A 22,411-nucleotide genomic window follows, 5' to 3' on the forward strand; every position below is an offset into this window, starting at 1 on the left:
TCAAGGAACACGCGGGCGAAGACGAGAGGGGATGCCGTGGACCGACCGACACCGCCTCCCCGGGGCTCGGCATCCGAAGGTCCTTCGGGCGCGAAGGGCAAGGCGGCTTCGGGCAACGGTGCGAAGCCCACGGGCGCGAAGACGCCCGCCGCGAAGACCGCCGCGGCGAAGACCGCTCGGACCAAAGCCCCCGTCGCAAAACCACGGGCCGCCTCGCCGAAGCGTCCGGTCGCCGCGCAGCGCCGGGTCGACGTGCGGGGCTGGCTCGGCGGCATCCGCGTGTCGGGGTTCGTCGTCATCATGCTCGGCCTCGTGGTTCTCGGAACGTTCGTGCTCGTCCCCACGGTCGGGACGTACATGGATCAGCGTCAGCAGATCCAGGCGCTGAAGAGCGCGGTGGCTGTGAGCCAGTCCGAGGTCGCCGACCTGCAGGCGCAACGCGAACGGTGGTCGGACCCGGCGTACATCACGACCCAAGCGCGCGAGCGGTTGTACTACACGATGCCCGGCGAGGTCGTGTTCCTCATCGACGACGACCTACCCGCCTCGACCGCTCTGCAGGAACAGCCCGACGTGAGCGGCGACGTCGGTCAGACCCGTACCGACTGGATGTCGCAGTTCATGCGGTCGCTCACGTCCGCTGGTGCCGCTCAGGTGGTCGTCCCGACCGTCGGTGTTCCCGACCCGACGCCAGCCCCCGCCTCGACGCCCGCGCCCTGAGCGGGGCCTTCCCCGGCCGCGGCGTGACGTTCGGACGCGGCGCTCCGCCCTGTCGAGTGTTCGCCCGTGCGGGTGGCATCGTCACGCATAAACGCTCTTTGCTCACATAAACGCGAGCGCAGCGTGTTTGTGTGAGCGAATGGCGTTTATGGAGTGCGCGGGCGGGCCGCACCGCTGCCCGCGCCGCCTCGACCGCGCCGAACCACCGCCCGCATCGCTCTCCCGCAGGCCGGCAACACCGCCGGGTACCCTGGAAGCGATGACTTCTCCGCAGCTTCCCCCCGCCTCCGACGCCGACCTCGCCGTTCTGCAGACGCAGCTCGGCCGTGTGCCGCGTGGCGTCGTCGGCATTGCGGCGCGCTGTGTCTGCGGCAACCCCACGGTGGTCGCGACATCTCCCCGGCTCGACGACGGCAGCCCGTTCCCCACGTTCTACTACCTGACGCATCCCGCTGCGACGGCCGCGATGTCGGTACTCGAGGCCGGGCACGTCATGAAGGAGTTCCAGGACGAGCTCGCCGAGGACGACGACCTGCGCACCGCGTACCTCGCCGCGCACGAGGCGTATCTGCGCGACCGAGCGGCGTACGGCGAGCCCGACGAGATCGCGGGGATCTCCGCCGGCGGGATGCCGACGCGCGTCAAGTGTCTGCACGCTCTGGCCGGCCATTCCCTCGCCGCCGGTCCCGGCGTCAACCCGATCGGCGACCGCGCTCTCGCCCGCGGCACCTGGTCTCCCGAGCGGTGCGTCTGCGAGACACCCGGAGCCGGAGGATGAGACGCGTCGTCGCCGCGGCGGCATCCCTCGTCCTCGCGGTGATGCTCAGCGGGGCGACGACCGCTCCCGTGCCCGAAGACCCCACCGACAGCGTCCGCGCCTCGGAGTACTGGCTCGATCAGTACGGCATCCGGGATGCGTGGAAGACCACCCGCGGTGCGGGGCAGACGATCGCCATCATCGACACGGGAATCGGACGCGGGCCGACCGAGTTCAACGGTGCCGTCGCCGGCGGAACCGACGTGTCGGGGGCCGGCTCGTCCGATGGCCGCACTCCGGTCGGCGCGGTGGACTCGAACCACGGCAGCTGGGTCGCCTCTCTCGCGGCTTCTCGGGGAACCGGGAACGGCCGCGGGATGATCGGTGTCGCCCCCGAGGCGGAGCTGCTGTCGATCTCGATCGGGTTCGGGGCCTCGGCATCCGTTCCCTTCACCGAACAGATCGCGAAGGCCATGCGGTGGGCCGTCGACAATGGAGCGACCGTCATCAACCTGTCGCTCACGACGAACACGCTCGACTGGGATCCCAGCTGGGACGACGCCTTCATGTACGCGTTCGACCATGACGTGGTCGTCGTCGTCGCCGCCGGCAACCGGGGAAGCGGCACCGACCGCGTGGGCGCCCCCGCGACCATCCCCGGGGTGCTCGCCGTGGGTGGCGTCGACCCGTCCGGACGCGCGAGCAGCGACGCGTCCACCCAGGGCATCACGATCGGCATCTCGGCTCCGAGCGAGCGCCTCCTGGGCGTGTCGGCCGACGGAACGCTCGCGCAATGGAACGGCACGAGCGGCGCAGCGCCGATCGTGGCGGGCATCGCCGCTCTCGTGCGTGCCGCGCATCCGGGAATGGATGCCAACAACGTCCTGAACCGTCTCATCTCCACCGCGAAGCCGGCTCCGGGCACCTCACCCGGACTCGACCTCCTTTACGGCTACGGTCTCGTCGACGCATCCCGTGCCGTCACGGCGGACGTCGACTCGGTGTCGGAGAACCCGCTCGGCAGTCTCGAGGACTGGATCCGCGTCTACCGCCGCGCCGACAGCGAGCCGAGTCCGACGCCCACGTCGGCGCCCGTCTCGATCCCGCCGCTCCCGCCGATCGAGGGGCCGCCCTCGGCGAGTTCGCCTCTGCTCCCGTCGCGCGATACCGTGCTGTACGGGTCGCTGCCGCTCGCGGGTGCCACGCTCGCCGCTATAATGGTTGCGCTCGGCGTCAGTGCTGCTGCCCGGCGAATTCGAAAGGCGCGCATTCATCGCGAGCCGAGCCGCACCACAAACCAGGAGTCTCTCCCATCGTGACCAGCACCGTGCCCAGGATCCTCATTGTCGGCGGAGGCTACGCGGGTTTCTACACCGCGTGGAAGCTCGAGAAGCTGCTCAGCCGCGGCGAGGCCGAGGTCACCATCGTCGACCCGCTGCCCTACATGACCTACCAGCCGTTCCTCCCCGAGGTCGCGGCCGGTGAGATCGAGCCGCGCCACGTCGTCGTCGGCCTCCGTCGCCACCTCAAGCGCACCACGGTCATCGCGGGCAAGGTCACGGGCATCAACCACGCGACCAAGACCGCGACGATCACCCCCATCGCGGGCGACGAGACCTGGCAGCACGAGTACGACCAGATCGTCGTGACCGCCGGTGCCGTCTCGCGCACGTTCCCGATCCCGGGTATCGCCGAGAACGCGATCGGCCTCAAGACGATCGAAGAAGCCGTCGCGATCCGCGACCGCCTGACCTCGAACTTCGACAAGGCGTCGGTGCTCCCCGCCGGCCCCGAGCGTGACCGCCTGCTGACCGTCGTCGTCGTCGGCGGCGGCTTCGCCGGCATCGAGGTCTTCGCCGAGCTGCGTGCCTACGCGTCGTCGCTGCTGAAGTCCTACCCCCAGCTGTCGTTCGACGACACGCACTTCCACCTCATCGAGGCCATGGGCCGCATCATGCCCGAGGTGTCGCAGAAGACGAGCGAGTGGGTGCTCGCCGACCTCGCGAAGAAGGGTGCCTTCGTGCACCTCGACACGCAGGTCAAGGGCGCCGTCGACGGCGTCATCGAGCTCTCCACGGGCGAGCAGCTGCCGAGCGACCTCATCATCTGGACGGCCGGTGTCATGGCGAACCCCACCGTCGTTCGTGGCAGCGACCTCCCCGTCGAGGAGCGCGGTCGCATCCGCACCCGCCCCGACCTGCGCGTCGGCACTGACGAAGAGTTCGTCGAGGGGGCCTGGGCCGCTGGTGACGTTTCGGCCGTTCCCGACCTCTCGGGTGGCGGCGTCGGCGGTTTCTGCGTGCCGAACGCTCAGCACGCCGTCCGCCAGGGCAAGCTCATGGCGAAGAACATCGTGGCGGTGCTGCGCGGCGAGGAGCCCAAGCAGTACTTCCACAAGAACCTCGGTGCCGTCGCCGGTCTCGGTCTCTACAACGGCGCCTTCCAGTCGGGCAAGATCGCGCTGACCGGCTTCATCGCCTGGCTCGCCCACCGTGGTTACCACGGCCTGGCCATGCCGACGTGGGAGCGCAAGTTCCGCGTGATCGGCGACTGGGTGCAGAACTTCGTCCACGGTCGCGAGACCGTCAACCTCGAGGCCGTGCAGAACCCGCGCGCGACCTTTGAGGAGTTCGCGGCTCGCCCGCGTCCCGCGGCTCCCGCCGCCGAGGCGCCCACGGCCGAGAAGAAGCCCGAGCCCGTCGCGGCGAAGTAAGCTTCCGCGTTCCGAGACCCCCGTGCCCTCTCCGCGGGTTCTAACGGTGGTCGCAACACCCCAGATTTTGGGAGGTTGCGACCACCGTGTCGTTTTCGGAGGAGAAGGATCGTCGTCGGGATGAGTTCCTGACGCTGTTGAAGGAACTCGGCAGTGTGACGTTGGCTGCGCGAGCGCTCGGGATAAATCGGAATACGGGTTTCACCTGGGCCAGGAAGGCGGGGTTCCGTTCCGAGGGGAAGTTCCCGGCGCGGCCGCATCCGCGTCGGGGCGAGTATGCCCGGCTGCGCGGGGAAGGTGTGTCGCGGCGGGACGCCGCAGCGCAGGTCGGCATCCACGAGCGCACCGCACGGGATTGGGATCACGGGGTCCGGCATTCGCGGAACTCGCGGTTCTACCCGGACGGGCGACGCGTTGACTACTCGACTGGGCGCACCACGATGGAGTCCATGACGACCCCACCGCCCCGGGTTCCGGCGCAGATCGGTTCTCGGCTGCTGTCTCTGCAGGAGCGAGAGAAGATCGCCGATTTACGGCGGCTCGGGTGGACGTTGCGGTCGATTGGCCGGGAGTTGGACCGGGCAGCGTCGACGATCAAGCGCGAACTCGACGCGCGCAGGGATGCGAACGGGCGTTACCTGCCGCACGCCGCTCACCGCGATGCCGCGGCGAAGAGGGTCCGGCCGAAGCCCGCGAAGCTGGCCCAGCCCGGACGGTTGCGGGAGTACGTCTCGGACCGGCTGAAGGAACAATGGTCTCCGGGACAGATCAGCGGCGTCCTGTCGCGAGATCACGCGGGCGACGAGAGTATGCAGGTGAGCGCGGAGACGATTTACCAGGCGATTTACGTCCAGGCTCGCGGCGGTTTGAAACGCGAGGTCGCCGATGCGCTGCGCACCGGGCGCGCCCGCCGCAAACCGCACCGCACCCCCGAGCACCGCACGAGCCGTTTCGTTGATCCGATGGTGATGATCAGTGAGCGACCGCCGGAGGTCGCAGATCGCGCCGTCCCCGGGCATTGGGAGGGGGATCTGATCATGGGAGCTGGTAATCAGTCCGCGATCGTCACCCTCGTCGAACGCGCCACCCGCTACGTCATGCTCGGGCATCTGCCCGCCCGTGATCACACCGCCGAAACCGTCCGCGACGTCCTGGTGGGCCTGATCGGCAGCCTCCCGGCGCACCTGCGGGGGTCGCTCACCTGGGACCAAGGGACGGAGATGGCCGCGCACAAGGCGTTCACGGTCGCCACCGACGTCCCCGTCTACTTCTGCGACCCCGCCAGCCCCTGGCAGCGCGGATCGAACGAGAACACCAACGGCCTGCTCCGGCAGTACTTCCCGAAAGGCACCGACCTGTCCGTCTACGGTCCGGAAGACCTCGAGCACGTCGCCCAGAAACTCAACGGCCGCCCACGCAAAACGCTGGGCTGGGACACCCCAGCCCAGCGTCTGCTAGAACTCGTTTAGTTCAGTTGGTGTTGCGACGACCCCTAGAAACCGCCCTCTGGGTGCGGGGGTCTCGTCGTTCCCGGATGCCACGGCGCCGACGCCACGGCATCGGGTGCCGTCGTGCGGAGTTGATGGTCGACTCGCCGTCCGGGGTCGTCGTGTGGCGGCGTGTCGGGTGCGGACTCCGCCGGACGGTACAGCAGTGCCGTGGGGGTCTGGGTGGTTCCGGATGCCGCGACCCCGGCGCGGTGGCATCGGGTGCCGTCGTGCGGAGTTGATGATCGACTCGCTGTCCGGGTCGTCGTGTGGCGGCGTGTCGGGTGCGGACTCCGCCGGACGGTACGGCGGTGCCGTGGGGGTCTGGGTGGTTCCGGATGCCGCGGCACCGGTGCGGTGGCATCGGGTGCCGTCGTGCGGAGTTGATGGTCGACCCGCCGCTCGGCGCCGTCGTATGGCGGCGTGTCGGGTGCGGACTCCGCCGGACGGTACAGCGGTGCCGTGGGGGCTCGAGTGGTTCCGGATGCCGCGACCTCGGCGCGGTGGCATCCGGTGCCGTCGTGCGGAGTTCATGGCCGACGCGCCGCCCCGGCACGCCCGCTGGCGGCGTGTCGCGACCGATGTCCGACTGACGGCCCGCCGCGCGCATGACCGAGCCCTGGGGCGTTCCTCTTACCGGTACCCGGAGCTACCCGCGATACGGTTGAGCCTCGGGCCCCCGTAGCCCAATGGCAGAGGCAGGCGACTTAAAATCGCTTCAGTGTGGGTTCGAGTCCCACCGGGGGTACTGGCCCTGATCCACATCCGCTGAGAGTCCCCGCCACCCCCCGGTTCCCCGCCCCGGGCCACAGTTACACTGAAGGGCAATCTTCCGAACGGAGTGTGGGGACTTATGTGGGAGTGGCTCGTACCGGTCTTGGTGATCGTCGGCATCGTGGTGATCGCCGGCATCTACCTGTGGGCCACCTACAACTCGCTCGTCGCGCTGAACGTGCGCGTCGACGAGGCGTGGAGTGACATCACGGTCCAGCTCAAGCGCCGCGCCGACCTGCTCCCGAATCTCATCGAGACGGTGAAGGGGTACGCGGCCCACGAGAAGGCCGTGTTCGAGAACGTCACGCGCGCTCGTGCCGAGACGCTCTCGGCCGAGAGCCCTGCGGCCGCCGGCGTCGCCGAGGGACACATGCAACAGGCCCTGAAATCATTGTTCGCCGTCGCCGAGGCATACCCGCAGCTTCAGGCGAGCCAGAACTTCCTGCAGCTGCAGCACTCGATCGTCGACACCGAAGACAAGATCCAGGCCTCGCGTCGCTTCTACAACGGTGGCGTCCGCGAGCTCAACACGAAGATCAAGGTCTTCCCGAACAACCTGTTCGCCCGGCAGCTCGGCTTCAGCGAGCGGGAGTTCTTCGAGGTCGTCGACGGCGCGGCCATCGCCGAACCACCTCGCGTCCAGTTCTGACCGAACGCGCCCCCTCCGTATCGGAGGGGGCGCGTTTCAGGTCGAGCGCCCGTCGGGATGCTCGTGGCGCTCCGCGCTGAGCGCGCCCGCCAGGGCATCCGCGGCGTCGCCCCACCGGGAAACGGTTACGCGGTCGAGGTCCTGCCAGCGCGCAGCCGTGAGCAACTCGGCCGCGAGTCGCTCGGTGGCATCCGGGGGCGCGCCGTGCTCCCACCACGCCGACTGCACGCGGAGGGCGCTGGACGCGCGGTCGGCCTTGAGGTCCACGCGACCCACGACGTCGTCGCCGATGATCACCGGGAGCGAGTAGTAGCCGAACCGGCGCTGGGGAGCCGGCGTGTAGATCTCGATGCGGTAGTCGAAGTCGAACAGCCGCTCCGCGCGGTCGCGGAACCAGACGACCGGATCGAAGGGCGTCAGGATCGCCGCCGCATCCACGCGGCGGGGGTGCGCGGCATCCCGATGCAGCCATGCCTTCGCGGGCCGTCCGCCCACCTCCCACCCCTCGACCTGTACCGGGATCAGCTCACCGGCCTCGACGAGGTCGTGCACGGCGGCCATCACCGCCGGCCGATCTCGGATGCGCCAATAGTCTGCGAGGTCGGCCGCCGTCGCCACCCCGTACGCCACCGCGGCCCGCCGCACGAGCTCGGTGACGGCTACCTGGCGCGCCACGGTGGTCTCGAGCGCCGAGGGCGGAAGGACATCGGATGCCAGCGCATACCGCCGCTCGAACCCCCGTCGCCCCGCGATCGCGACGTCGCCGAAGAGCCAGAGGCGCTCGAGGCCGTTCTTGACGTCGTCCCAGCCCCACCACGACCCTCGTGAGCCACGGCGAGCATCGTGCTCGATCTCGGCCGGCCGCAGCGGGCCGCGCGCGGCGAGCTCGTCGCGCAGCCACTGCATCAGCGGCTGATTGGCCGCGGCCCAGGCATCGCTGCCGTACTTGTCGCGGAGCGCGTCGTGGCGGAACTGCAGCAACGGCCAGTCGTCGACGGAGACGAGGGATGCCACATGCGCCCAGGACTCGGTCCACTTCGGGCGGCGCGAGAAGGCGAGCTTGTCGAGCAGGGCCGTGTCGTACGCGCCGAGGCGCGCGAAGAGCGGCATGTAGTGCGAGCGTGAGAAGACGTTGACCGAGTCGATCTGCAGGATCCGCATGCGGTGCAGCGCCGCCGTGATCTGACGCGTGCCGACCGTCTCGGGGCGAGGGCGGGCGAAGCCCTGGGCGGCCAGGGCGATGCGGCGTGCGTCGGCGCGGCGGAGCGTCGTGATCATGCGTCTCACCGTAGCCACAGCCTCCGACATCACGGCGATCGCGCAGGGAGCGCGGCGGTAGGCTGACAGGATGACCGGACCCGATCCCGAGCCTCGCGGGTCGTTCCTCGACGCCCTCCGACGGCGCACGGTTTCGAGCGATCTTCAGCCTCCGATACCCCCGGCGCTCCGGCAGACCACGGCGTACGCGTGGCGGCTGCTCGTCATCGCCGCGGCCGTCGGCGTCGTCATCTGGGTCGTCATCCAGCTGAAGCTGCTCGTGATCCCTCTCCTGGTCGCGATCCTCGTCACGGCGCTCGTCTGGCCGGCGTTCTCGTTCCTGCAGCGTCACCGCTGGCCCAAGTGGCTCGCCATCGTCGTCACGGTGCTCGGGACCATCGCGATCATCTCGGGCCTCGTCTGGCTCGCTGTCTGGCAGATCTCGCGCGAGTTCGCCTCGGTCCAGAACCGCACGGTGCTCGCGGTCGAGCAGTTCCGCCAATACCTCATCGACGGCCCCCTGCATCTGAGCGCCCAGCAGATCGACGACGGGCTGACCCAGGCGGGAACTTTCCTGCAACAGCAGGCGGAACTCCTGTGGACCGGTGCCCTCGCCATCGGTACGACTCTCGGCCACGTCGGCACCGGGGTGCTGCTGACGCTCTTCATCCTGCTGTGCCTGCTCGCCGACGGTGGCGGCATCTGGCGCTGGACCACGCGCCTGTTCCCGCGCGTCGCGCGCCCGGCCGTCGACGGCGCGGGCCGGGCCGGATGGCGCACGGTCAAGAGCTACGCGCGCACGCAGCTGCTCGTCGCGACGATCGACGCGATCGGTATCGGCCTCGGCGCCTTCCTTCTCGGTGTGCCGCTGTCGATCCCGATCGGGGTGCTGGTCTTCCTCGGGGCGTTCATCCCGTTCGTCGGAGCCGTGGCCACCGGCGCCCTCGCCGTGTTCATCGCGCTCGTCTACAACGGCCCGCTCATCGCGCTGTTCATGCTCATCGTCGTCCTGGGTGTGCAGCAGGTCGAGAGTCACATCCTCCAGCCGATTCTCATGGGCTCGGCCGTGAAGGTGCACCCGCTCGCCGTCGTCCTGGTCGTCGCCGGCGGAGCCATGATCGGCGGGATCGCCGGTGCGCTGTTCGCCGTGCCCCTCGCGGCGTTCGTCAACGTGGTCGCGGTTTACCTCAGTTCCAAGGCCTGGGAGCACGAGGGCCAGCCACTGGCGTCTCGCGATCTCATCTGGCAGACCGTCCCGCGCGAGCGCGGAAGGAGATCATGAACGACACTCCCACCCTGGCCGAGTTCGAGGATGCCGCGCATGCTCTGCGCGGCATCATCACGCGGACTCCGCTCGACGAGTCGCTGCACCTCACCGAGCTGCTCGGCGTTCCCGTCAACCTCAAGCTCGAGAACCTGCAACGGACCGGCTCGTTCAAGATCCGCGGCGCCACCTACCGTCTGTCGCGTCTGACGGCGGAGGAGCGCGCGCGCGGAGTCGTCGCCGCGTCCGCCGGCAATCACGCGCAGGGCGTCGCGCTGGCGGCCCAGCAGCTCGGGATCCCCGCGACGATCTTCATGCCGCTGGGCGTCCCCGTGCCGAAGCTGCTGGCCACGCGCGGGTACGGTGCCGAGGTGATCCTCGAGGGCGCCACCGTCGAGACGCCACTGCGCCTTGCAGCCGAGTTCGCCGAGCGCACCGGGGCCGTGCTGATCCACCCGTTCGACCACCGCGACATCATCGTCGGGCAGGGCACGCTCGGGCTCGAGCTCGTCGAAGACATGCCCGACCTCGAGACGATCATCGTGGGTATCGGCGGGGGAGGGCTGGCGGCCGGCGTCGCCGCGGCGGTCAAGGCCCGCGCCGCGGCGGAGGGTCGCGAGGTGCGCATCATCGGCGTGCAGGCGCACAACTCCGCCGCGTACCCGTCGTCGCTCGCCGCCGGGTACCCGATGCAGGTCGAGACGACCCCGACGATCGCCGACGGCATCGCTGTCGCGCGTCCCGGCGATCTGCCGTTCGAACTCATCCGGCAGTACATCGACGAGGTCGTCACCGTCACCGAGGACGACATCGCGCGCGCTCTGCTCGTGCTCCTCGAGCGGGCGAAGCAGGTCGTCGAGCCCGCAGGAGCCGTCGGGGTCGCCGCGATCCTCGCCGGCAAGATCCAGGCGACCGGACCGACCGTGACGATCCTGTCCGGAGGGAACATCGACCCCCTGCTGCTGCAGCGCGTCGTGGCGCACGGTCTCTCGGCATCCGGTCGATACATGTCGCTGCGGATCCCCTTGCCCGACCGTCCCGGCCAGCTCGCGCGCGTCTCGGAGCTTCTCGCGCAGGTGGGCGCGAACGTCATCGAGGTGCTCCACACGCGCCACGGACAGGGCCTGCAGATCAGCGAGGTGATCCTGCAGCTGAGCGTTGAGACCCGTGGAGCCGAGCACCGCGCGCTGGTGATCCAGACGCTCGAAGACGCCGGCTTCATCGCCACGGTCGTCCCCGACTGAGGCTACCCGGGGTTTGGGGCGCGTTCTGCCGTTTGGGGCGGGGGATTTCGCGCCCCAAATGGCAAAATCCGCCCCAAACCGGCACGCGCACCCCTGCGCGCGCCCCCGATCACGCAGACGACGCGAGCCGCTCACCCCGAACGGGGGAGCGGCTCGCGATCGTGGGGCTTACTGACCGGAGTAGGTCTCGACCTTGAGGATCTCGACCGAGATCTCCTTGCCGTTGGGGGCGGTGTACGAACCCTTCTCGCCCTCCTTGAGGCCGATGATCGCCGCACCCAGCGGGGAGGCCTCGCTGTAGACGTCGAGCTCGGAGTTCGCCGCGATCTCGCGGTTGCCGAGCAGGAACTTCTCCTCGCCGCCGGCGACGACGGCGGTCACGACGGTGCCCGACTCGACCACGCCGTGGCTCTCGGGTGCCTCGCCGACCTTCGCGTCCTTCAGGAGCTGCTGCAGCGTGCGGATACGTGCTTCCTGCTTGCCCTGCTCGTCCTTCGCGGCGTGGTAGCCACCGTTCTCTTTCAGGTCGCCCTCTTCGCGGGCGGCTTCGATGCGCTTCGCGATCTCTTCACGGCCGGTGGTCGAGAGGTGCTCGAGCTCCTGAGCCAGACGGTCGTAGGCGTCCTGGGTGAGGAACGTCACCTGAGCGTCGTGGGACACGATTACTCCTTCGTCGAGGGCGAGCGGCGTTCATCGAGTGTGCCGCCCGGGTATATGTCGAACGCCCCGGCATCGAGCCGGGGCGCGTCATCTGAGGCTATTTTACGGCACCCAGCAAGAGTTGACAAAACCCGTGGTCGCCAGCGCGAGGGTCGGAATCTCCTCCGAGAAGGCCCGGCTGTGATCTTCGGATGCCGGGTACTCGACGACCCGCCATCCGACCGTTCCGTGATCTTCGTCCTGCGCCTCGATCGCGCATGCCACGGGTTCACCGACGGGGGCCGTGAACTGGAAGGAGATCGTGACGGCGCTCGCATCCGTGACGGTGAAGCCCGTGTCGGTCGCCGTGACCGACCGCAGGGTGTTCGACACGGTGGTCCACCCCAGCAGCGCCGTGAGCGTCAGCGCGACGACGCCGACGATGCTCCACAGCACGATCCGGCGGCGGGGTGACGTGCGCCGACCGTAGCGCTCATCGAGCATCTCCTGCGTCGTCATGGTCTCTCCGGGCTTTAGGCTGGAGTTCCAGGCTACGCGCTTCCGCCCGGACCGAAGGACTCCATGCTTCCCGTGCTCGTCGCTCTCGCGACCACGCCCACCCCGGCCAACACCCCCGACGACTCCCTCGTCACGCCCGGACCGTTCGGCTTCGGCGCGATCGCGTTCATCGGTGTCGCGGTGTTCCTCCTCGTCTGGGACATGCTGCGTCGCATCCGTCGCGGGCGCTACCGCGAAGAGGTCAACGCCGAGCTCGACGCCGAGGAGCAGGCGCGCGCCGCTGCCACGACCGCCGCGCCGAACGACGACGACACCGACCCGGCCGCTCCCCGCCGCTGAGCGCGGTCTCGAGGTCGCGGCATCCGCGATCGGGGTCGTCGCAGAATCGGAGAAATCAACCGGATTCGGAGAGCTCGGGGCAGCGCAACCGACTGTGTTCCGCTCGTCCGAATCGGCGTGAGCGGGCGGGCCCCTCAGCCGCCGTGGTACGCCGGAGCGAGGGCGATCAGCAGGCACGCGGTCCAGTGGCAGAGGAACGCCAGGACCGTGCACACGTGGAAGATCTCGTGGAAACCGAAGTGCCCCGGCCACGGGTTCGGCCGCTTGAGCGCGTAGACGATCGCCCCGGCGGTGTAGAGCAGGCCGCCCACGACGACGAGCACCATCATCGCCGGATTCGCCTTGAAGAGGTCGACGATGTACATCACCGCGGCCCAGCCCAGGGCGAGGTACAGCGCCACGTACAGCCAGCGCGGGGCGTTGATCCAGAACACGCGGAACAGGATGCCGAGCAGCGCTCCGCCCCAGACGATCGACAGCAGCAGGACGGTCTGCGGGGTATCGAGGGCCAGGACCGCGAGCGGCGTGTACGTGCCCGCGATGAGCAGCAGGATGTTGGCGTGGTCGATGCGCTTGAGGACGGCCTTCGTCTTCGGCTTCCAGTGGAAGCGGTGATAGAGCGCCGAGTTGCCGAAGAGGAGGAGTGAGGATGCCGCGAACACGGCGCATGCCCACTTGGCCGGGGCGCCGTGTGCGAGGACGATCAGCACGATGCCGGCCGCGATCGCCACGGGGAACGTGCCCGCGTGGATCCATCCGCGCCAGCTCGGCTTGACCTCGTCTTGGGCGCCGACGGCAGATGCCTCGAGCAGAGGAAGCTGGGGCATCTCCACACCGTCATCAGGGATCGTCGGGGTCACGGGAAAACCCTACGCGTCCGCCTATGCCGCAGACGGAACGCGGGAAGATGCTCACCCTTTCCGCAGGTGGAAGCCGCCCACGCGAAGCGGCGAATCGCCCCGCGCGCGGTAGCGTAGGCGGGTGGCGCGGATGCGAAGGAACGAGGGGCGCGGCCCCCTGTACCGTCTGTACGCCTCGCGGTTGCGTCGACGGATGCCCGCGACCGTTCCGCACCACGTCGCCATGATGATCGACGGCAACCGTCGGTGGGCGCGCCAGCTCGGCTACGACAGCGCGGCGCACGGCCATCGCGCGGGCGCGGCGAAGATGCACGAGTTCCTGCGGTGGTGCGACGACCTGGGTATCGGCGTCGTCTCGCTGTACCTGTTGTCCAACGACAACCTCGTCAAGCGCGACAGTCGCGAGCTGGGCGACCTGCTCGAGATCATCGCCGAACTCGCCCGGGAACTGTCGCTCGAACCCGACTGGCGCGTCCAGCACGTGGGCCGGGCAGAAGGGCTCCCACCCGAGCTCGCCGAGGTTCTGCGCGAGGTCACCGAGCGTACCCGCTCGCACACCGGCCTTCACGTCAACCTCGCGGTGGGGTACGGGGGTCGGAGCGAGATCGTGGACGCCGTACGCAGCATCATCGCGAAGCACGACGCGTCGGGGGGTTCCTTGGAGGAGCTCGCGGCCAGTCTGACGCCCGAGCAGATCGGCGAGCATCTGTACACGGGCGGCCAGGCGGACCCCGACCTCGTCATCCGCACCTCGGGCGAGCAGCGCCTCAGCGATTTCCTCCTCTGGCAGTCCGCTCATTCCGAGTTCTACTTCGTCGAGGCGCTGGGACCGGATCTGCGAGAGGTCGACTTCCTCCGAGCCATCCGCGACTTCTCCGCCCGGGACCGGCGTTTCGGTCAGTAGGCTCACGGGCCGGCAACCCTCACCACGAGGGTGAGACTTGTTCACACACTTGTCATTTTGGTGGCGTGTTAACGACCCTCGGATGCCGCTGGGCATCGTACGGTGATCACATCGGGCACGGAGCCCGATCGAGTCGGCCTTCGGATTGCGACTCGTGACCCACAGGTCGACTCGTGACAGCCGGGTGAGACACCCGGGTCGGGAGTGGGTTGTGACTGCACGAGCACCATTCGACCAGCGTCACGTCGACGAGAGCAGCGTCTCCGAACAGGATCTGCGCACCTATGTTCTGGACACGTCTGTCCTTCTGAGCGATCCGCGGGCATTCTTCCGCTTCGCGGAGCATTCGGTCGTGATACCCGTGGTGGTGATCACCGAGCTCGAGGGCAAGCGCCACGACCCCGAGATCGGGTACTTCGCTCGGCAGGCGCTCCGTCATCTCGACGAGCTCCGGATCGAGCACGGCCGCCTCGACTTCCCCGTCCCCGTCGGCAACGACGGGACTCTCCGTGTGGAGCTGAACAACACCGACCAGATGGTCCTGCCCTCGGGCATGCGCACCGGCGGCAACGACAGTCGCATCCTCGCCGTCGCGATGAACATCGCGAAGGACGGCGCCGAGGTCACCGTCGTGTCGAAGGATCTGCCGATGCGCGTCAAGGCCGCGTCCCTCGGCCTGACGGCGGAGGAGTACCTGGCCGAGCAGGCGATGGACTCGGGATGGACGGGCATCGCGTCTCTCGACATCTCGGGCGACGACCTCAGCGACCTGTATGAGAGCGAAGTGGCCACGAGCGACGAGGTCGTCGGTCTTCCGGTGAACACGGGGCTGATCATCCACTCCGAGCGCGGCTCGGCGCTCGGCCGTGTCACGGGCGACGGCGAGTTCCGACTCGTCCGCGGAGACCGAGACGCCTTCGGGTTGCACGGTCGATCGGCCGAGCAGCGCATCGCCCTCGACCTGCTGCTCGACCCCGAGGTCGGCATCGTGTCGCTCGGCGGACGGGCGGGCACCGGCAAGTCGGCGCTGGCGCTGTGCGCGGCGCTCGAGTCGGTGCTCGAGCGGCAGCAGCAGAAGAAGATCATCGTGTTCCGGCCGCTGTTCGCCGTCGGCGGGCAGGAACTGGGGTATCTACCCGGCGACCAGGCCGAGAAGATGGGCCCCTGGGGGCAGGCGGTCTTCGACACGCTGGGCTCGGTCGTCTCGGGCAACGTCCTCGAGGAGGTGCTGGCTCGTGGTCTCCTGGAGGTGCTGCCTCTCACGCACATCCGCGGTCGATCCCTCCACGACGCCTTCGTGATCGTCGACGAAGCCCAGTCTCTCGAGCGCAACGTGCTTCTCACGGTGCTGAGCCGCATCGGGCAGAACTCCCGCGTCGTGCTCACGCACGATGTGGCGCAGCGCGACAACCTGCGCGTGGGGCGTCACGACGGCGTCGCCTCGGTGATCGAGACGCTGAAGGGCCACGCGCTCTTCGGCCATGTCACCCTGACGCGCTCGGAGCGTTCGGCGATCGCCGCTCTCGTGACCGATCTCCTGGAGGCCGGCGAACTCTCCTGACGCGATTCCACAACGGAGGGCTCGGGCGAACCGCTCGAGCCCTCCTTCCTTTCCTAGATGAGAGCATTCTCATTCTCGGCTCCTGTGGCTTTCATATGCACACGGCAGAATGGAGCCATCGACGAGGGAACAGTCTCGTCACCGCCTCCGGCGGTTCCCCCTGAGAAATGAACACGAGATCCGCTCTCAACGGGCTGGTCGCTGCATTTCGGGTAAGTCGGCAGACCCCCGGAGCAGGATCTCCCCACAGCCCCCGGTTTCCCCCCGCCGGGGGCTTTCGGGTTAACGGCGACTACTCCCAGCGATAGCCGGCGCCGCGCACGGTCGCGATCCGACTGGCGCCGAACTTCGCGCGAAGGTATCTCACGTACACGTCGACGACGTTGGAGCCCGGATCGAAGTCCATGCCCCAGACACGGCTGAGGAGCTGCTCGCGGCTGAGGACCTGTCCGGCGTGGCGGAGGAACTCCTCGGCGAGGGCGAACTCGCGCGCGCTCAGGTCGACGTCGCGTCCGCCGATGCTCGCCCGTCGCCCGCGTACGTCGAGCGTGATGTCGCCGTGCGAGATCGAGATGGTGTGGGCCGTGAGCGGTTCACGCAGTCTCGACCTGACGCGCGCGAGCAGCTCATCGAACTTGAAGGGCTTCGCCATGTAGTCGTTCGCTCCCGCGTCGAGACCGTCCACGGTGTCGCGTGTGCTGGTGCGCGCGGTGAGCATGATGACGGGGATCGCGGACCCCTGTCCCCGGAGGGTGCGAAGCACCTCGAAGCCGTCGAGCGTGGGCAGCCCGACGTCGAGCAGCACGAGGTCGATGTCGCCGGACAGGGCGGCACTGAGGGCTTCGGCGCCGTCGTCCACGGTCGCAGTCTGATAGCCCGCCGCTTCCAATCCTTTCGCGACGAACGCGGCGATGCGCTCTTCGTCCTCGGCGATGAGGATGCGAGTCATCCGGTGGCCTCTCTCTGCATCACGACGTCTCCGGCGCGCACGGGGGTGGGGAGGTCGGCGGCGGAGTGCGACCGACCGCGGGGGAGATGCAACGTGACGGTGGCACCGCCACCGGGGGTGTCGCTCACGCTGCAGTAGCCCTCGTGGGCTTTGGCGATGGCATCCACGATCGACAGGCCGAGTCCGGATCCCTCGACCCCGCGCCGCGTCGAGATGCGGTCGAACCGGCGGAAGACGCGGTGGCGCGCAGCGGGAGGGATGCCGGGACCGTGATCGCGCACCCACAGTTCGGCGCTGCTGTCACCGACGCTGCTGCCGATCTCGATCGGCGTCCCCGGTGGGGTGTACTTCGCAGCATTGTCCGCGAGCTGCAGCCACGCTTGAACGAGGCGGTCGTGGTCGCCGTGGATCGTCCCGCGACCCCGGGACTCGATCGTCCATGTGTGGTGAGGTATCGCGCTGACGAGCTCGCCGACGCGATCCGTCAGAGCCGCGACCTGGATGACTTCGGTGGTCAGAGAACCGGCCTCGACCACAGCCAGGGCATCGATGTCGTCGACCAGACGCGAGAGGCGGTCCAGCTCGGCGATTCCGAGGTCGCGCGTCTCGGAGACATCGTGCGGGTCGGCGGGGTCCATCATCTCGAGGTGCCCGCGGACGATCGTGATCGGCGTCTTGAGCTCATGCCGCACGTCGTCGAGCAGCTGTCGCTGGGCTTCGACGGACATCGCGAGACGATCCAGCATCGAGTTGACGGAGGAGGTGAGGTCGGCGATCTCATCGTTGCCCTGCGGCGGCAGACGCGTGCCCAGATCCGCCAGGGTGATGGCATCCGTCGTGTCGCGGAGCCGCCGGAGGGGCGAGAAGAGCAGGCCGGTCACGAACCAGCCCGCGACGGCCACCGCGAGCAGGACCACGGTGCCCGCGATGGCGAACGTGGTGGTCGAGAGGGTGACCAGCTCCATCCGTTGGTCGATCGAGATCGCCTGGACGACCGAAGCCCCGTCGAGCGGGACGGCGGCGTACAGAACCGGTCCATGCTCGCTGTCGACGCGCCCGCGTAGTTCTCCGCGCGCGATCGCGTCGCTGACGGCCGAGACGAAGCGCGTGTCGTTCGAGAGGGAGAGCCCCGGCGGCGAGGGCGTGCCCGCGAGCATCGTCGTGCCCGACAGGGCGACGGTGCCGTCGGTGCGGCCGGGGATGGTCGCAGCGACGAGGTCGACGGCATCCGTTCCGCTCGACGGGGCGGTGCTCGAGAAGCCGTCCAGCTGACGTTCCGCGTTGGCGATGACGCGTTCGCTCTGGACGAGGAAGGTGACCCCTCCCGTGATGATGAGCCCCAACAGCAGAACACCGAGGATCGCGCCGAGGAGTCGCGCGCGCACCGAGACGGGTCTCGGTGCGCGGCTCATCCTTCGATTATGGCGCGCCTCGGCGTTCGATCCTGCGGAGCTCAGCCCGGGTGGGTCATCGAGAGCAGGTCGAGCTTGGCGTCCAGCACCTCTTCGGTGATCTCGCCGCGCTCGACGTACCCGAGGTCGATGACGGCCTCACGCACGGTGATGCCCTTGGCGACGGCGTGCTTCGCGATCTTCGCGGCCGCCTCATAGCCGATGACCTTGTTGAGGGGCGTGACGATCGACGGGGACATACCGGCGAAGGCCTCAGCGCGAGCCACGTTGGCCTCGAGGCCGTCGATGGTCTTGTCGGCGAGCACCCGCACGGCGTTGGAGAGCAGGCGGATCGACTCGAGCAACGCCGTACCCATGACGGGGATCGCGACGTTCAGCTCGAACGAACCCGATGCGCCCGCCCAGGCGACCGTGGCGTCGTTGCCGATGACGCGCGCGCAGACCATGAGGGTGGCCTCGGGGACGACGGGGTTGACCTTGCCGGGCATGATCGAGGAGCCGGGCTGCAGGTCGGGGATGTGGAGCTCGCCGAGGCCCGTGTTCGGGCCCGACCCCATCCAGCGGATGTCGTTGTTGATCTTCGTGAGCGACACCGCGATCGTGCGGAGGGCTCCGGATGCCTCGACGAGACCGTCGCGGTTGGCCTGAGCCTCGAAGTGGTCCTTGGCCTCGGTGATCGGGAGCTGCGTCTCGGCGGCGAGGATCTCGATGACCTTCTGCGGGAAGCCGAGCGGTGTGTTGATGCCGGTGCCGACGGCCGTTCCGCCCAGGGGGACCTCGCCGACGCGGGGGAGGACGGCCTCCACGCGCTCGATGCCGAGGCGCATCTGGCGGGCGTACCCGCCGAATTCCTGACCGAGCGTGACGGGCGTCGCGTCCATGAGGTGCGTGCGGCCCGACTTCACGATGCCCTTCCAGGCGTCGGCCTTGGCCTCGAGAGCGACCGCGAGGTGGTCGAGCGCGGGGATGAGGTCGGTGATGAGCGCCTGGGTGACGGCGATGTGCACGGACGTCGGGAAGACGTCATTCGACGACTGCGAGGCGTTGACGTGGTCGTTCGGGTGGACCGTCGAACCGAGGATGCGCGTCGCGAGGGTCGCGAGCACCTCGTTCATGTTCATGTTCGACGACGTCCCGCTGCCGGTCTGGTACGTGTCGACGGGGAAGTGCGCGTCGTGCACCCCGGTGACGACCTCATCCGCCGCCTGGGCGATGGCATCCGCGATCCGACCGTCGAGGGTGCCGAGATCCTTGTTCGCGAGGGCCGCGGCCTTCTTGATCCGGGCCAGTGCCGCGATCTGCGTCGATTCGAGCCCCGAGCCCGAGATCGGGAAGTTCTCGACCGCGCGCTGGGTCTGCGCCGCGTACAGGGCGTCCTTCGGCACGCGCACTTCACCCATGGTGTCGTGCTCGATGCGGTACTCGGTGTCGGTCACGTCGTCGTTCCTCCAGGTCGTTCGTTCGGTTCTCAGTTGCGGGCGTCCGCGAAGCGGGGGTCGTCGACCCGGGGGTCGTCGACATCGCCCACGATGACGACGGGGAACGCTTCCCCCTCGTCGAGTCGGTAGTTGGCCCCGACGACCGCGGTGCGGCCCTCGGCGACGGCTTCGCTGATCAGCTCGGATGCGCGGAGCAGCTCGCCGACGGTGTGGCGCAGGTGCTCACGCCCCACGAGCTCGGGGTCGACGTGGTCGGGCAGGTGTCCGTCCACAGCGGTCTGACGCTGCACGCGGCGCACCGCGGGCACGATCGGCGCGATCTGGCGCCAGATGTACGCCGGCAGGGTGGGGGCGTCGACGCCGGTGCTCTCGATCGCGGCCCCGACGGCACCGCACGCGTCGTGCGCGAGCACGACGATGAGAGGCACTTCGAGGACGCCGACGGCGTACTCGAGGCTGCCGATCACGGAGTCCGAGATGACCTGGCCGGCGTTACGGACCACGAAGAGGTCGCCGAGTCCTTCGTCGAAGATGATCTCGGCGGCCAGGCGCGAGTCGGAGCACCCGAACAGGGCGGCGGTCGGATGCTGCGAACCCGCGAGTTCGGCGCGGCGCTCGACGTCTTGACGCGGGTGCGCGGGTGCTCCGGTCACGAACCGGCGGTTGCCTTCGACCATCTGCTGCCAGACCTGGCCGGGGGTCAGGGGTGCGCTCACGGGATCTCTTTCAGCTGCTTCACCTGCGTGGACACCGACGCCGCCGCGAGTGCCGCGGTCTCGGGCGCGGCGTCACCGTAGACGAGCACGTAGTCGGGGCCGGCGGGAGTCGCCAGCGCATAGTCGATGTTGCCGGTGCCGGACGGGTTGGCCGGTCGGTAGACGTTCCAGGTGATCCCGTCGATCTCGGTGGTCTCGGTGCTCCGTGTGCCGTCGAGGACCTGAGCGACCCAGGCCTCATCGGTGTCGAAGCCCTGAGCGACACGGAGGAATCCGGATTCGCCGGACCGGACGTAGACCATCGTCCAGGCCTCGGTGCCTCCGACGCCCTCGACGGTGGCCTGGTTGACCCGCCAGCCTTCCCCGAGGGAGGGGGTCAGAACCGGGCGGCCGCGGTCGGTCTCGAGGTCGGCGGCCAGTGCCGTGACGTCGGGCTCGGGCCGCGGAGCCGGTTCACCGCGCGGGACTGCGGCGACGACGACGAAGACGACCGCGACGGTCACCAGCAGCGCCGCGATCAGGTTGCGGAAGGTCTTGCTCGAGCGATAGCGGCGGGACGACTCGGCCTTGCGGGCCGCGGTCTCCTCCGGAGTCTCGGGGCGGCCGAGCTCGGCGACGATGCGGGCCATCAGGCGTCCTCGCCCTCGCCGCGGGCGGCGTCGAGACGGCGCTTGGCCCCGAGCAGCCACTCTTCGCAGCGCGCGTAGAGCTGTTCGCCGCGCTCCCAGAGGGCCAGCGACTCCTCGAGCGTCGGTGCGCCCTGCTCGAGCTCGGACACGACGCGGACGAGTTCGTCGCGTGCCTGCTCGAAGGAGAGGGTCGCGACGTCCGCCGAGGGCCCGGGAGTCGTCGCGGTCATGGCATCCATCTTAGGCGGGACCCACCGACACGCCGTCGCCCGATGCCTCGCCGTCGAGCGGAGCGGCGGGCGTCTCGTCGATCTCGCCTTCCGAGCGCGCCGTCAGCGACCCACGTGCGACCGTGATGGTGAGCCCGGTTCCGGCGGGGGTTTGGCTCGCGTCGCGGACGATCGCACCGCCCTCGACCTGGGCGATCGCGTATCCGCGTGCGAGTGTCGCGAGGGGCGAGAGTGCACGCAGGGATGCGCTCAGTTCGCGTGTCCGGCGCTGTTCGCCCTCGAGTCGACGATCGACGATGTCACGGCCGCGGTTCGACAGCATCCACAGTTCCTGCGCCCGCGAGGTGAGCATGGCGTGCGGGGTGCGCAGCGACGGACGCGAACGGATCTGCTCGAGCTGGGCGATGTCGTGCAGCACACGCTGCGTGAGGCGTCCGGTCAGCCGGGCGCGCAGCTGCGCGACGAGAGCCCGCTGCTCGGCGACGTCGGGAACCACGCGTTTGGCGGCGTCGGTGGGTGTGGAGGCGCGAAGGTCGGCGACCTCGTCGAGCAGGGGGCGATCGTTCTCGTGACCGATCGCACTGACGATCGGCGTGGATGCCGCGGCCACCGCGCGCAACAGGCGCTCGTCGCTGAAGCCGAGAAGGGTCTGCGGATCGCCGCCCCCGCGGGCGATGATGATGACGTCGACCTCGGGGTCGGCATCCAGCGCCTTCAGCGCGGCCAGGGTCTCCGGGACGCAGCGGTCGCCCTGGACCGCGGCGTACTTCGTCCGGAAGTTCACCCGCGGCCAGCGCAGCTCGGCGTTGCGGTGCACGTCTTTCTCGGCGTCCGAGTTCTCGCCCGTGATGAGGCCGATGCAGTGGGGGAGGAAGGGCAGCTTCTTCTTGCGCACCGGGTCGAAGAGGCCCTCGGAGCGCAGCTGCACGCGTAGCCGCTCGAGTCGCTCGAGCTGTTCGCCGAGGCCGACGTGACGCATGGCGGAGATCGCGAACGAGAAGTCGCCGGTGCGGGGGAAGTAGTCCGCCTTGACGCACGCCACGACGTGGTCGCCCACCTGGAAGTCCTTGGGGAGGCGCGCGAGCGTGCTCGACCAGATACGGAACGCCACCGTGGACTCGGTGTTGAGGTCTTTCAAGCGACCGAAGACGTTGCCACCCCGACGGTTGAACGAGGTGATCTCGCCCTCGACCCACACCGAGCCCCAGCGTTCGATGAAGCCGCGGATCGTGTCGTTGAGCCGAGACACCGACGTGGGGGTGTCGGTGCGCGAGTCGCGAGGGTGGACCGAGTCGGCGGGGGGCGCCTCGCCGACTACCGTCTCGGGGTGGAACGAGGTCATGGGCTCC

At 69.1% G+C, this 22,411-nt stretch carries 22 protein-coding genes and 1 tRNA gene; 12 read left to right on the top strand and 11 right to left on the bottom strand.

What is annotated here, in order from left to right; genetic code table 11:
* Positions 1-36 precede the first annotated feature (36 nt).
* The 7 genes from QE388_RS13445 (at position 37) to QE388_RS13475 (ending at position 7,100) form a co-directional block, all read left to right on the top strand.
* Positions 37-720, top strand: a complete 684-nt coding sequence (locus QE388_RS13445) for a septum formation initiator family protein (protein WP_307385764.1) — start codon at positions 37-39, stop codon at positions 718-720.
* A 259-nt stretch (positions 721-979) separates the two neighbouring features.
* Positions 980-1,498 (top strand): DUF501 domain-containing protein, encoded by a 519-nt coding sequence (locus QE388_RS13450; protein WP_275800007.1) that lies wholly within the window; start codon positions 980-982, stop codon positions 1,496-1,498.
* Positions 1,495-2,796 (top strand): S8 family serine peptidase, encoded by a 1,302-nt coding sequence (locus QE388_RS13455; RefSeq protein WP_307385765.1) that lies wholly within the window; start codon positions 1,495-1,497, stop codon positions 2,794-2,796. Before QE388_RS13450 ends, QE388_RS13455 begins: the two co-directional genes overlap by 4 nt.
* Positions 2,793-4,190 (top strand): NAD(P)/FAD-dependent oxidoreductase, encoded by a 1,398-nt coding sequence (locus QE388_RS13460; protein WP_307385766.1) that lies wholly within the window; start codon positions 2,793-2,795, stop codon positions 4,188-4,190. The genes QE388_RS13455 and QE388_RS13460 overlap by 4 nt, the downstream gene beginning before the upstream one ends.
* A gap of 299 nt (positions 4,191-4,489) precedes the next feature.
* Positions 4,490-5,659, top strand: a complete 1,170-nt coding sequence (locus QE388_RS13465; RefSeq protein ID WP_307382296.1) for an IS30 family transposase — start codon at positions 4,490-4,492, stop codon at positions 5,657-5,659.
* Between the two features lie 693 nt (positions 5,660-6,352).
* A tRNA-Leu gene (locus QE388_RS13470) sits at positions 6,353-6,425 on the top strand.
* 105 nt (positions 6,426-6,530) lie between these two features.
* Positions 6,531-7,100, top strand: coding sequence for a LemA family protein (locus QE388_RS13475; protein ID WP_058597833.1), 570 nt, complete (start codon positions 6,531-6,533; stop codon positions 7,098-7,100).
* Positions 7,101-7,136: 36 nt separating this feature from the next.
* Here QE388_RS13475 and QE388_RS13480 read toward each other — a convergent pair whose 3' ends face one another.
* Complete coding sequence (locus tag QE388_RS13480) at positions 7,137-8,378, bottom strand: winged helix-turn-helix domain-containing protein (protein WP_307385767.1); 1,242 nt, start codon at positions 8,376-8,378, stop codon at positions 7,137-7,139.
* 70 nt (positions 8,379-8,448) lie between these two features.
* On the opposite strand from QE388_RS13480, the gene QE388_RS13485 reads away from it, so the two are divergent.
* Entirely contained in the window at positions 8,449-9,639 is a 1,191-nt protein-coding gene (locus QE388_RS13485; RefSeq protein WP_307385768.1) for an AI-2E family transporter, read from the top strand.
* On the top strand, positions 9,636-10,865 hold the full coding sequence (gene ilvA, locus QE388_RS13490) for a threonine ammonia-lyase (RefSeq protein ID WP_275797844.1): 1,230 nt from the start codon (positions 9,636-9,638) through the stop codon (positions 10,863-10,865). Before QE388_RS13485 ends, ilvA begins: the two co-directional genes overlap by 4 nt.
* A gap of 168 nt (positions 10,866-11,033) precedes the next feature.
* Here ilvA and greA read toward each other — a convergent pair whose 3' ends face one another.
* Both greA and QE388_RS13500 read right to left on the bottom strand, forming a co-directional pair.
* The gene (greA, locus tag QE388_RS13495; protein ID WP_307385769.1) at positions 11,034-11,525 is read right to left on the bottom strand and encodes a transcription elongation factor GreA; all 492 of its coding nucleotides are present in this window, start codon (positions 11,523-11,525) and stop codon (positions 11,034-11,036) included.
* A gap of 102 nt (positions 11,526-11,627) precedes the next feature.
* A complete protein-coding gene (locus tag QE388_RS13500) occupies positions 11,628-12,023 on the bottom strand; it encodes a DUF4307 domain-containing protein (protein ID WP_275797778.1) in 396 nt (131 codons plus the stop codon).
* Positions 12,024-12,086: 63 nt separating this feature from the next.
* On the opposite strand from QE388_RS13500, the gene QE388_RS13505 reads away from it, so the two are divergent.
* Positions 12,087-12,362 (top strand): hypothetical protein, encoded by a 276-nt coding sequence (locus QE388_RS13505; RefSeq protein ID WP_275797780.1) that lies wholly within the window; start codon positions 12,087-12,089, stop codon positions 12,360-12,362.
* A 134-nt stretch (positions 12,363-12,496) separates the two neighbouring features.
* Here QE388_RS13505 and QE388_RS13510 read toward each other — a convergent pair whose 3' ends face one another.
* Positions 12,497-13,189, bottom strand: a complete 693-nt coding sequence (locus QE388_RS13510) for a hemolysin III family protein (RefSeq protein WP_275797801.1) — start codon at positions 13,187-13,189, stop codon at positions 12,497-12,499.
* Positions 13,190-13,352: 163 nt separating this feature from the next.
* Between QE388_RS13510 and QE388_RS13515 the strand changes: the two genes are divergently transcribed.
* A complete protein-coding gene (locus QE388_RS13515) occupies positions 13,353-14,126 on the top strand; it encodes an isoprenyl transferase (protein ID WP_275797802.1) in 774 nt (257 codons plus the stop codon).
* Between the two features lie 211 nt (positions 14,127-14,337).
* Positions 14,338-15,687, top strand: coding sequence for a PhoH family protein (locus QE388_RS13520; RefSeq protein WP_058597825.1), 1,350 nt, complete (start codon positions 14,338-14,340; stop codon positions 15,685-15,687).
* A gap of 292 nt (positions 15,688-15,979) precedes the next feature.
* On the opposite strand, the gene QE388_RS13525 is transcribed toward QE388_RS13520, so the two are convergent.
* Genes QE388_RS13525 through xseA form a run of 7 tightly spaced genes read right to left on the bottom strand, consistent with a single transcriptional unit; the run spans position 15,980 to position 22,404 of the window.
* Positions 15,980-16,636: a response regulator transcription factor gene (locus QE388_RS13525; protein ID WP_275797782.1), complete on the bottom strand. Its 657-nt coding sequence runs from the start codon at positions 16,634-16,636 to the stop codon at positions 15,980-15,982.
* Complete coding sequence (locus QE388_RS13530; protein WP_275797784.1) at positions 16,633-18,048, bottom strand: cell wall metabolism sensor histidine kinase WalK; 1,416 nt, start codon at positions 18,046-18,048, stop codon at positions 16,633-16,635. The genes QE388_RS13525 and QE388_RS13530 overlap by 4 nt, the downstream gene beginning before the upstream one ends.
* A gap of 41 nt (positions 18,049-18,089) precedes the next feature.
* Positions 18,090-19,484: a class II fumarate hydratase gene (locus tag QE388_RS13535; protein ID WP_058614933.1), complete on the bottom strand. Its 1,395-nt coding sequence runs from the start codon at positions 19,482-19,484 to the stop codon at positions 18,090-18,092.
* 32 nt (positions 19,485-19,516) lie between these two features.
* Positions 19,517-20,164 carry a carbonic anhydrase gene (locus QE388_RS13540; protein WP_373426647.1) on the bottom strand — a complete coding sequence of 216 codons (648 nt, stop codon included), beginning with the start codon at positions 20,162-20,164 and terminating at the stop codon, positions 19,517-19,519.
* A gap of 35 nt (positions 20,165-20,199) precedes the next feature.
* Positions 20,200-20,832, bottom strand: a complete 633-nt coding sequence (locus QE388_RS13545) for a DUF4245 family protein (RefSeq protein WP_307385771.1) — start codon at positions 20,830-20,832, stop codon at positions 20,200-20,202.
* Entirely contained in the window at positions 20,832-21,062 is a 231-nt protein-coding gene (locus QE388_RS13550) for an exodeoxyribonuclease VII small subunit (protein WP_013586103.1), read from the bottom strand. The genes QE388_RS13545 and QE388_RS13550 overlap by 1 nt, the downstream gene beginning before the upstream one ends.
* 10 nt (positions 21,063-21,072) lie before the next feature.
* Positions 21,073-22,404 carry an exodeoxyribonuclease VII large subunit gene (gene xseA, locus QE388_RS13555; protein ID WP_307385772.1) on the bottom strand — a complete coding sequence of 444 codons (1,332 nt, stop codon included), beginning with the start codon at positions 22,402-22,404 and terminating at the stop codon, positions 21,073-21,075.
* Between the last annotated feature and the right edge of the window lie 7 nt (positions 22,405-22,411).

It is taken from the genome of Microbacterium sp. SORGH_AS_0969 (genome assembly GCF_030818255.1).
GTDB lineage: Bacteria > Actinomycetota > Actinomycetes > Actinomycetales > Microbacteriaceae > Microbacterium.

What these genes read in the sequence shown, in the direction of transcription:
- QE388_RS13550 (WP_013586103.1), bottom strand. Translation starts at nt 21,062, where the DNA reads ATGACCGCGACGACTCCCGGGCCCTCGGCGGACGTCGCGACCCTCTCC.
- QE388_RS13515 (WP_275797802.1), top strand. Translation starts at nt 13,353, where the DNA reads ATGCGAAGGAACGAGGGGCGCGGCCCCCTGTACCGTCTGTACGCCTCG.
- QE388_RS13505 (WP_275797780.1), top strand. Translation starts at nt 12,087, where the DNA reads ATGCTTCCCGTGCTCGTCGCTCTCGCGACCACGCCCACCCCGGCCAAC.
- QE388_RS13485 (WP_307385768.1), top strand. Translation starts at nt 8,449, where the DNA reads ATGACCGGACCCGATCCCGAGCCTCGCGGGTCGTTCCTCGACGCCCTC.
- QE388_RS13500 (WP_275797778.1), bottom strand. Translation starts at nt 12,023, where the DNA reads ATGACGACGCAGGAGATGCTCGATGAGCGCTACGGTCGGCGCACGTCA.
- xseA (WP_307385772.1), bottom strand. Translation starts at nt 22,404, where the DNA reads ATGACCTCGTTCCACCCCGAGACGGTAGTCGGCGAGGCGCCCCCCGCC.
- QE388_RS13530 (WP_275797784.1), bottom strand. Translation starts at nt 18,048, where the DNA reads ATGAGCCGCGCACCGAGACCCGTCTCGGTGCGCGCGCGACTCCTCGGC.
- QE388_RS13540 (WP_373426647.1), bottom strand. Translation starts at nt 20,164, where the DNA reads ATGGTCGAAGGCAACCGCCGGTTCGTGACCGGAGCACCCGCGCACCCG.
- QE388_RS13480 (WP_307385767.1), bottom strand. Translation starts at nt 8,378, where the DNA reads ATGATCACGACGCTCCGCCGCGCCGACGCACGCCGCATCGCCCTGGCC.
- QE388_RS13510 (WP_275797801.1), bottom strand. Translation starts at nt 13,189, where the DNA reads ATGCCCCAGCTTCCTCTGCTCGAGGCATCTGCCGTCGGCGCCCAAGAC.
- QE388_RS13545 (WP_307385771.1), bottom strand. Translation starts at nt 20,832, where the DNA reads ATGGCCCGCATCGTCGCCGAGCTCGGCCGCCCCGAGACTCCGGAGGAG.
- QE388_RS13455 (WP_307385765.1), top strand. Translation starts at nt 1,495, where the DNA reads ATGAGACGCGTCGTCGCCGCGGCGGCATCCCTCGTCCTCGCGGTGATG.
- ilvA (WP_275797844.1), top strand. Translation starts at nt 9,636, where the DNA reads ATGAACGACACTCCCACCCTGGCCGAGTTCGAGGATGCCGCGCATGCT.
- QE388_RS13475 (WP_058597833.1), top strand. Translation starts at nt 6,531, where the DNA reads ATGTGGGAGTGGCTCGTACCGGTCTTGGTGATCGTCGGCATCGTGGTG.
- QE388_RS13450 (WP_275800007.1), top strand. Translation starts at nt 980, where the DNA reads ATGACTTCTCCGCAGCTTCCCCCCGCCTCCGACGCCGACCTCGCCGTT.
- QE388_RS13525 (WP_275797782.1), bottom strand. Translation starts at nt 16,636, where the DNA reads ATGACTCGCATCCTCATCGCCGAGGACGAAGAGCGCATCGCCGCGTTC.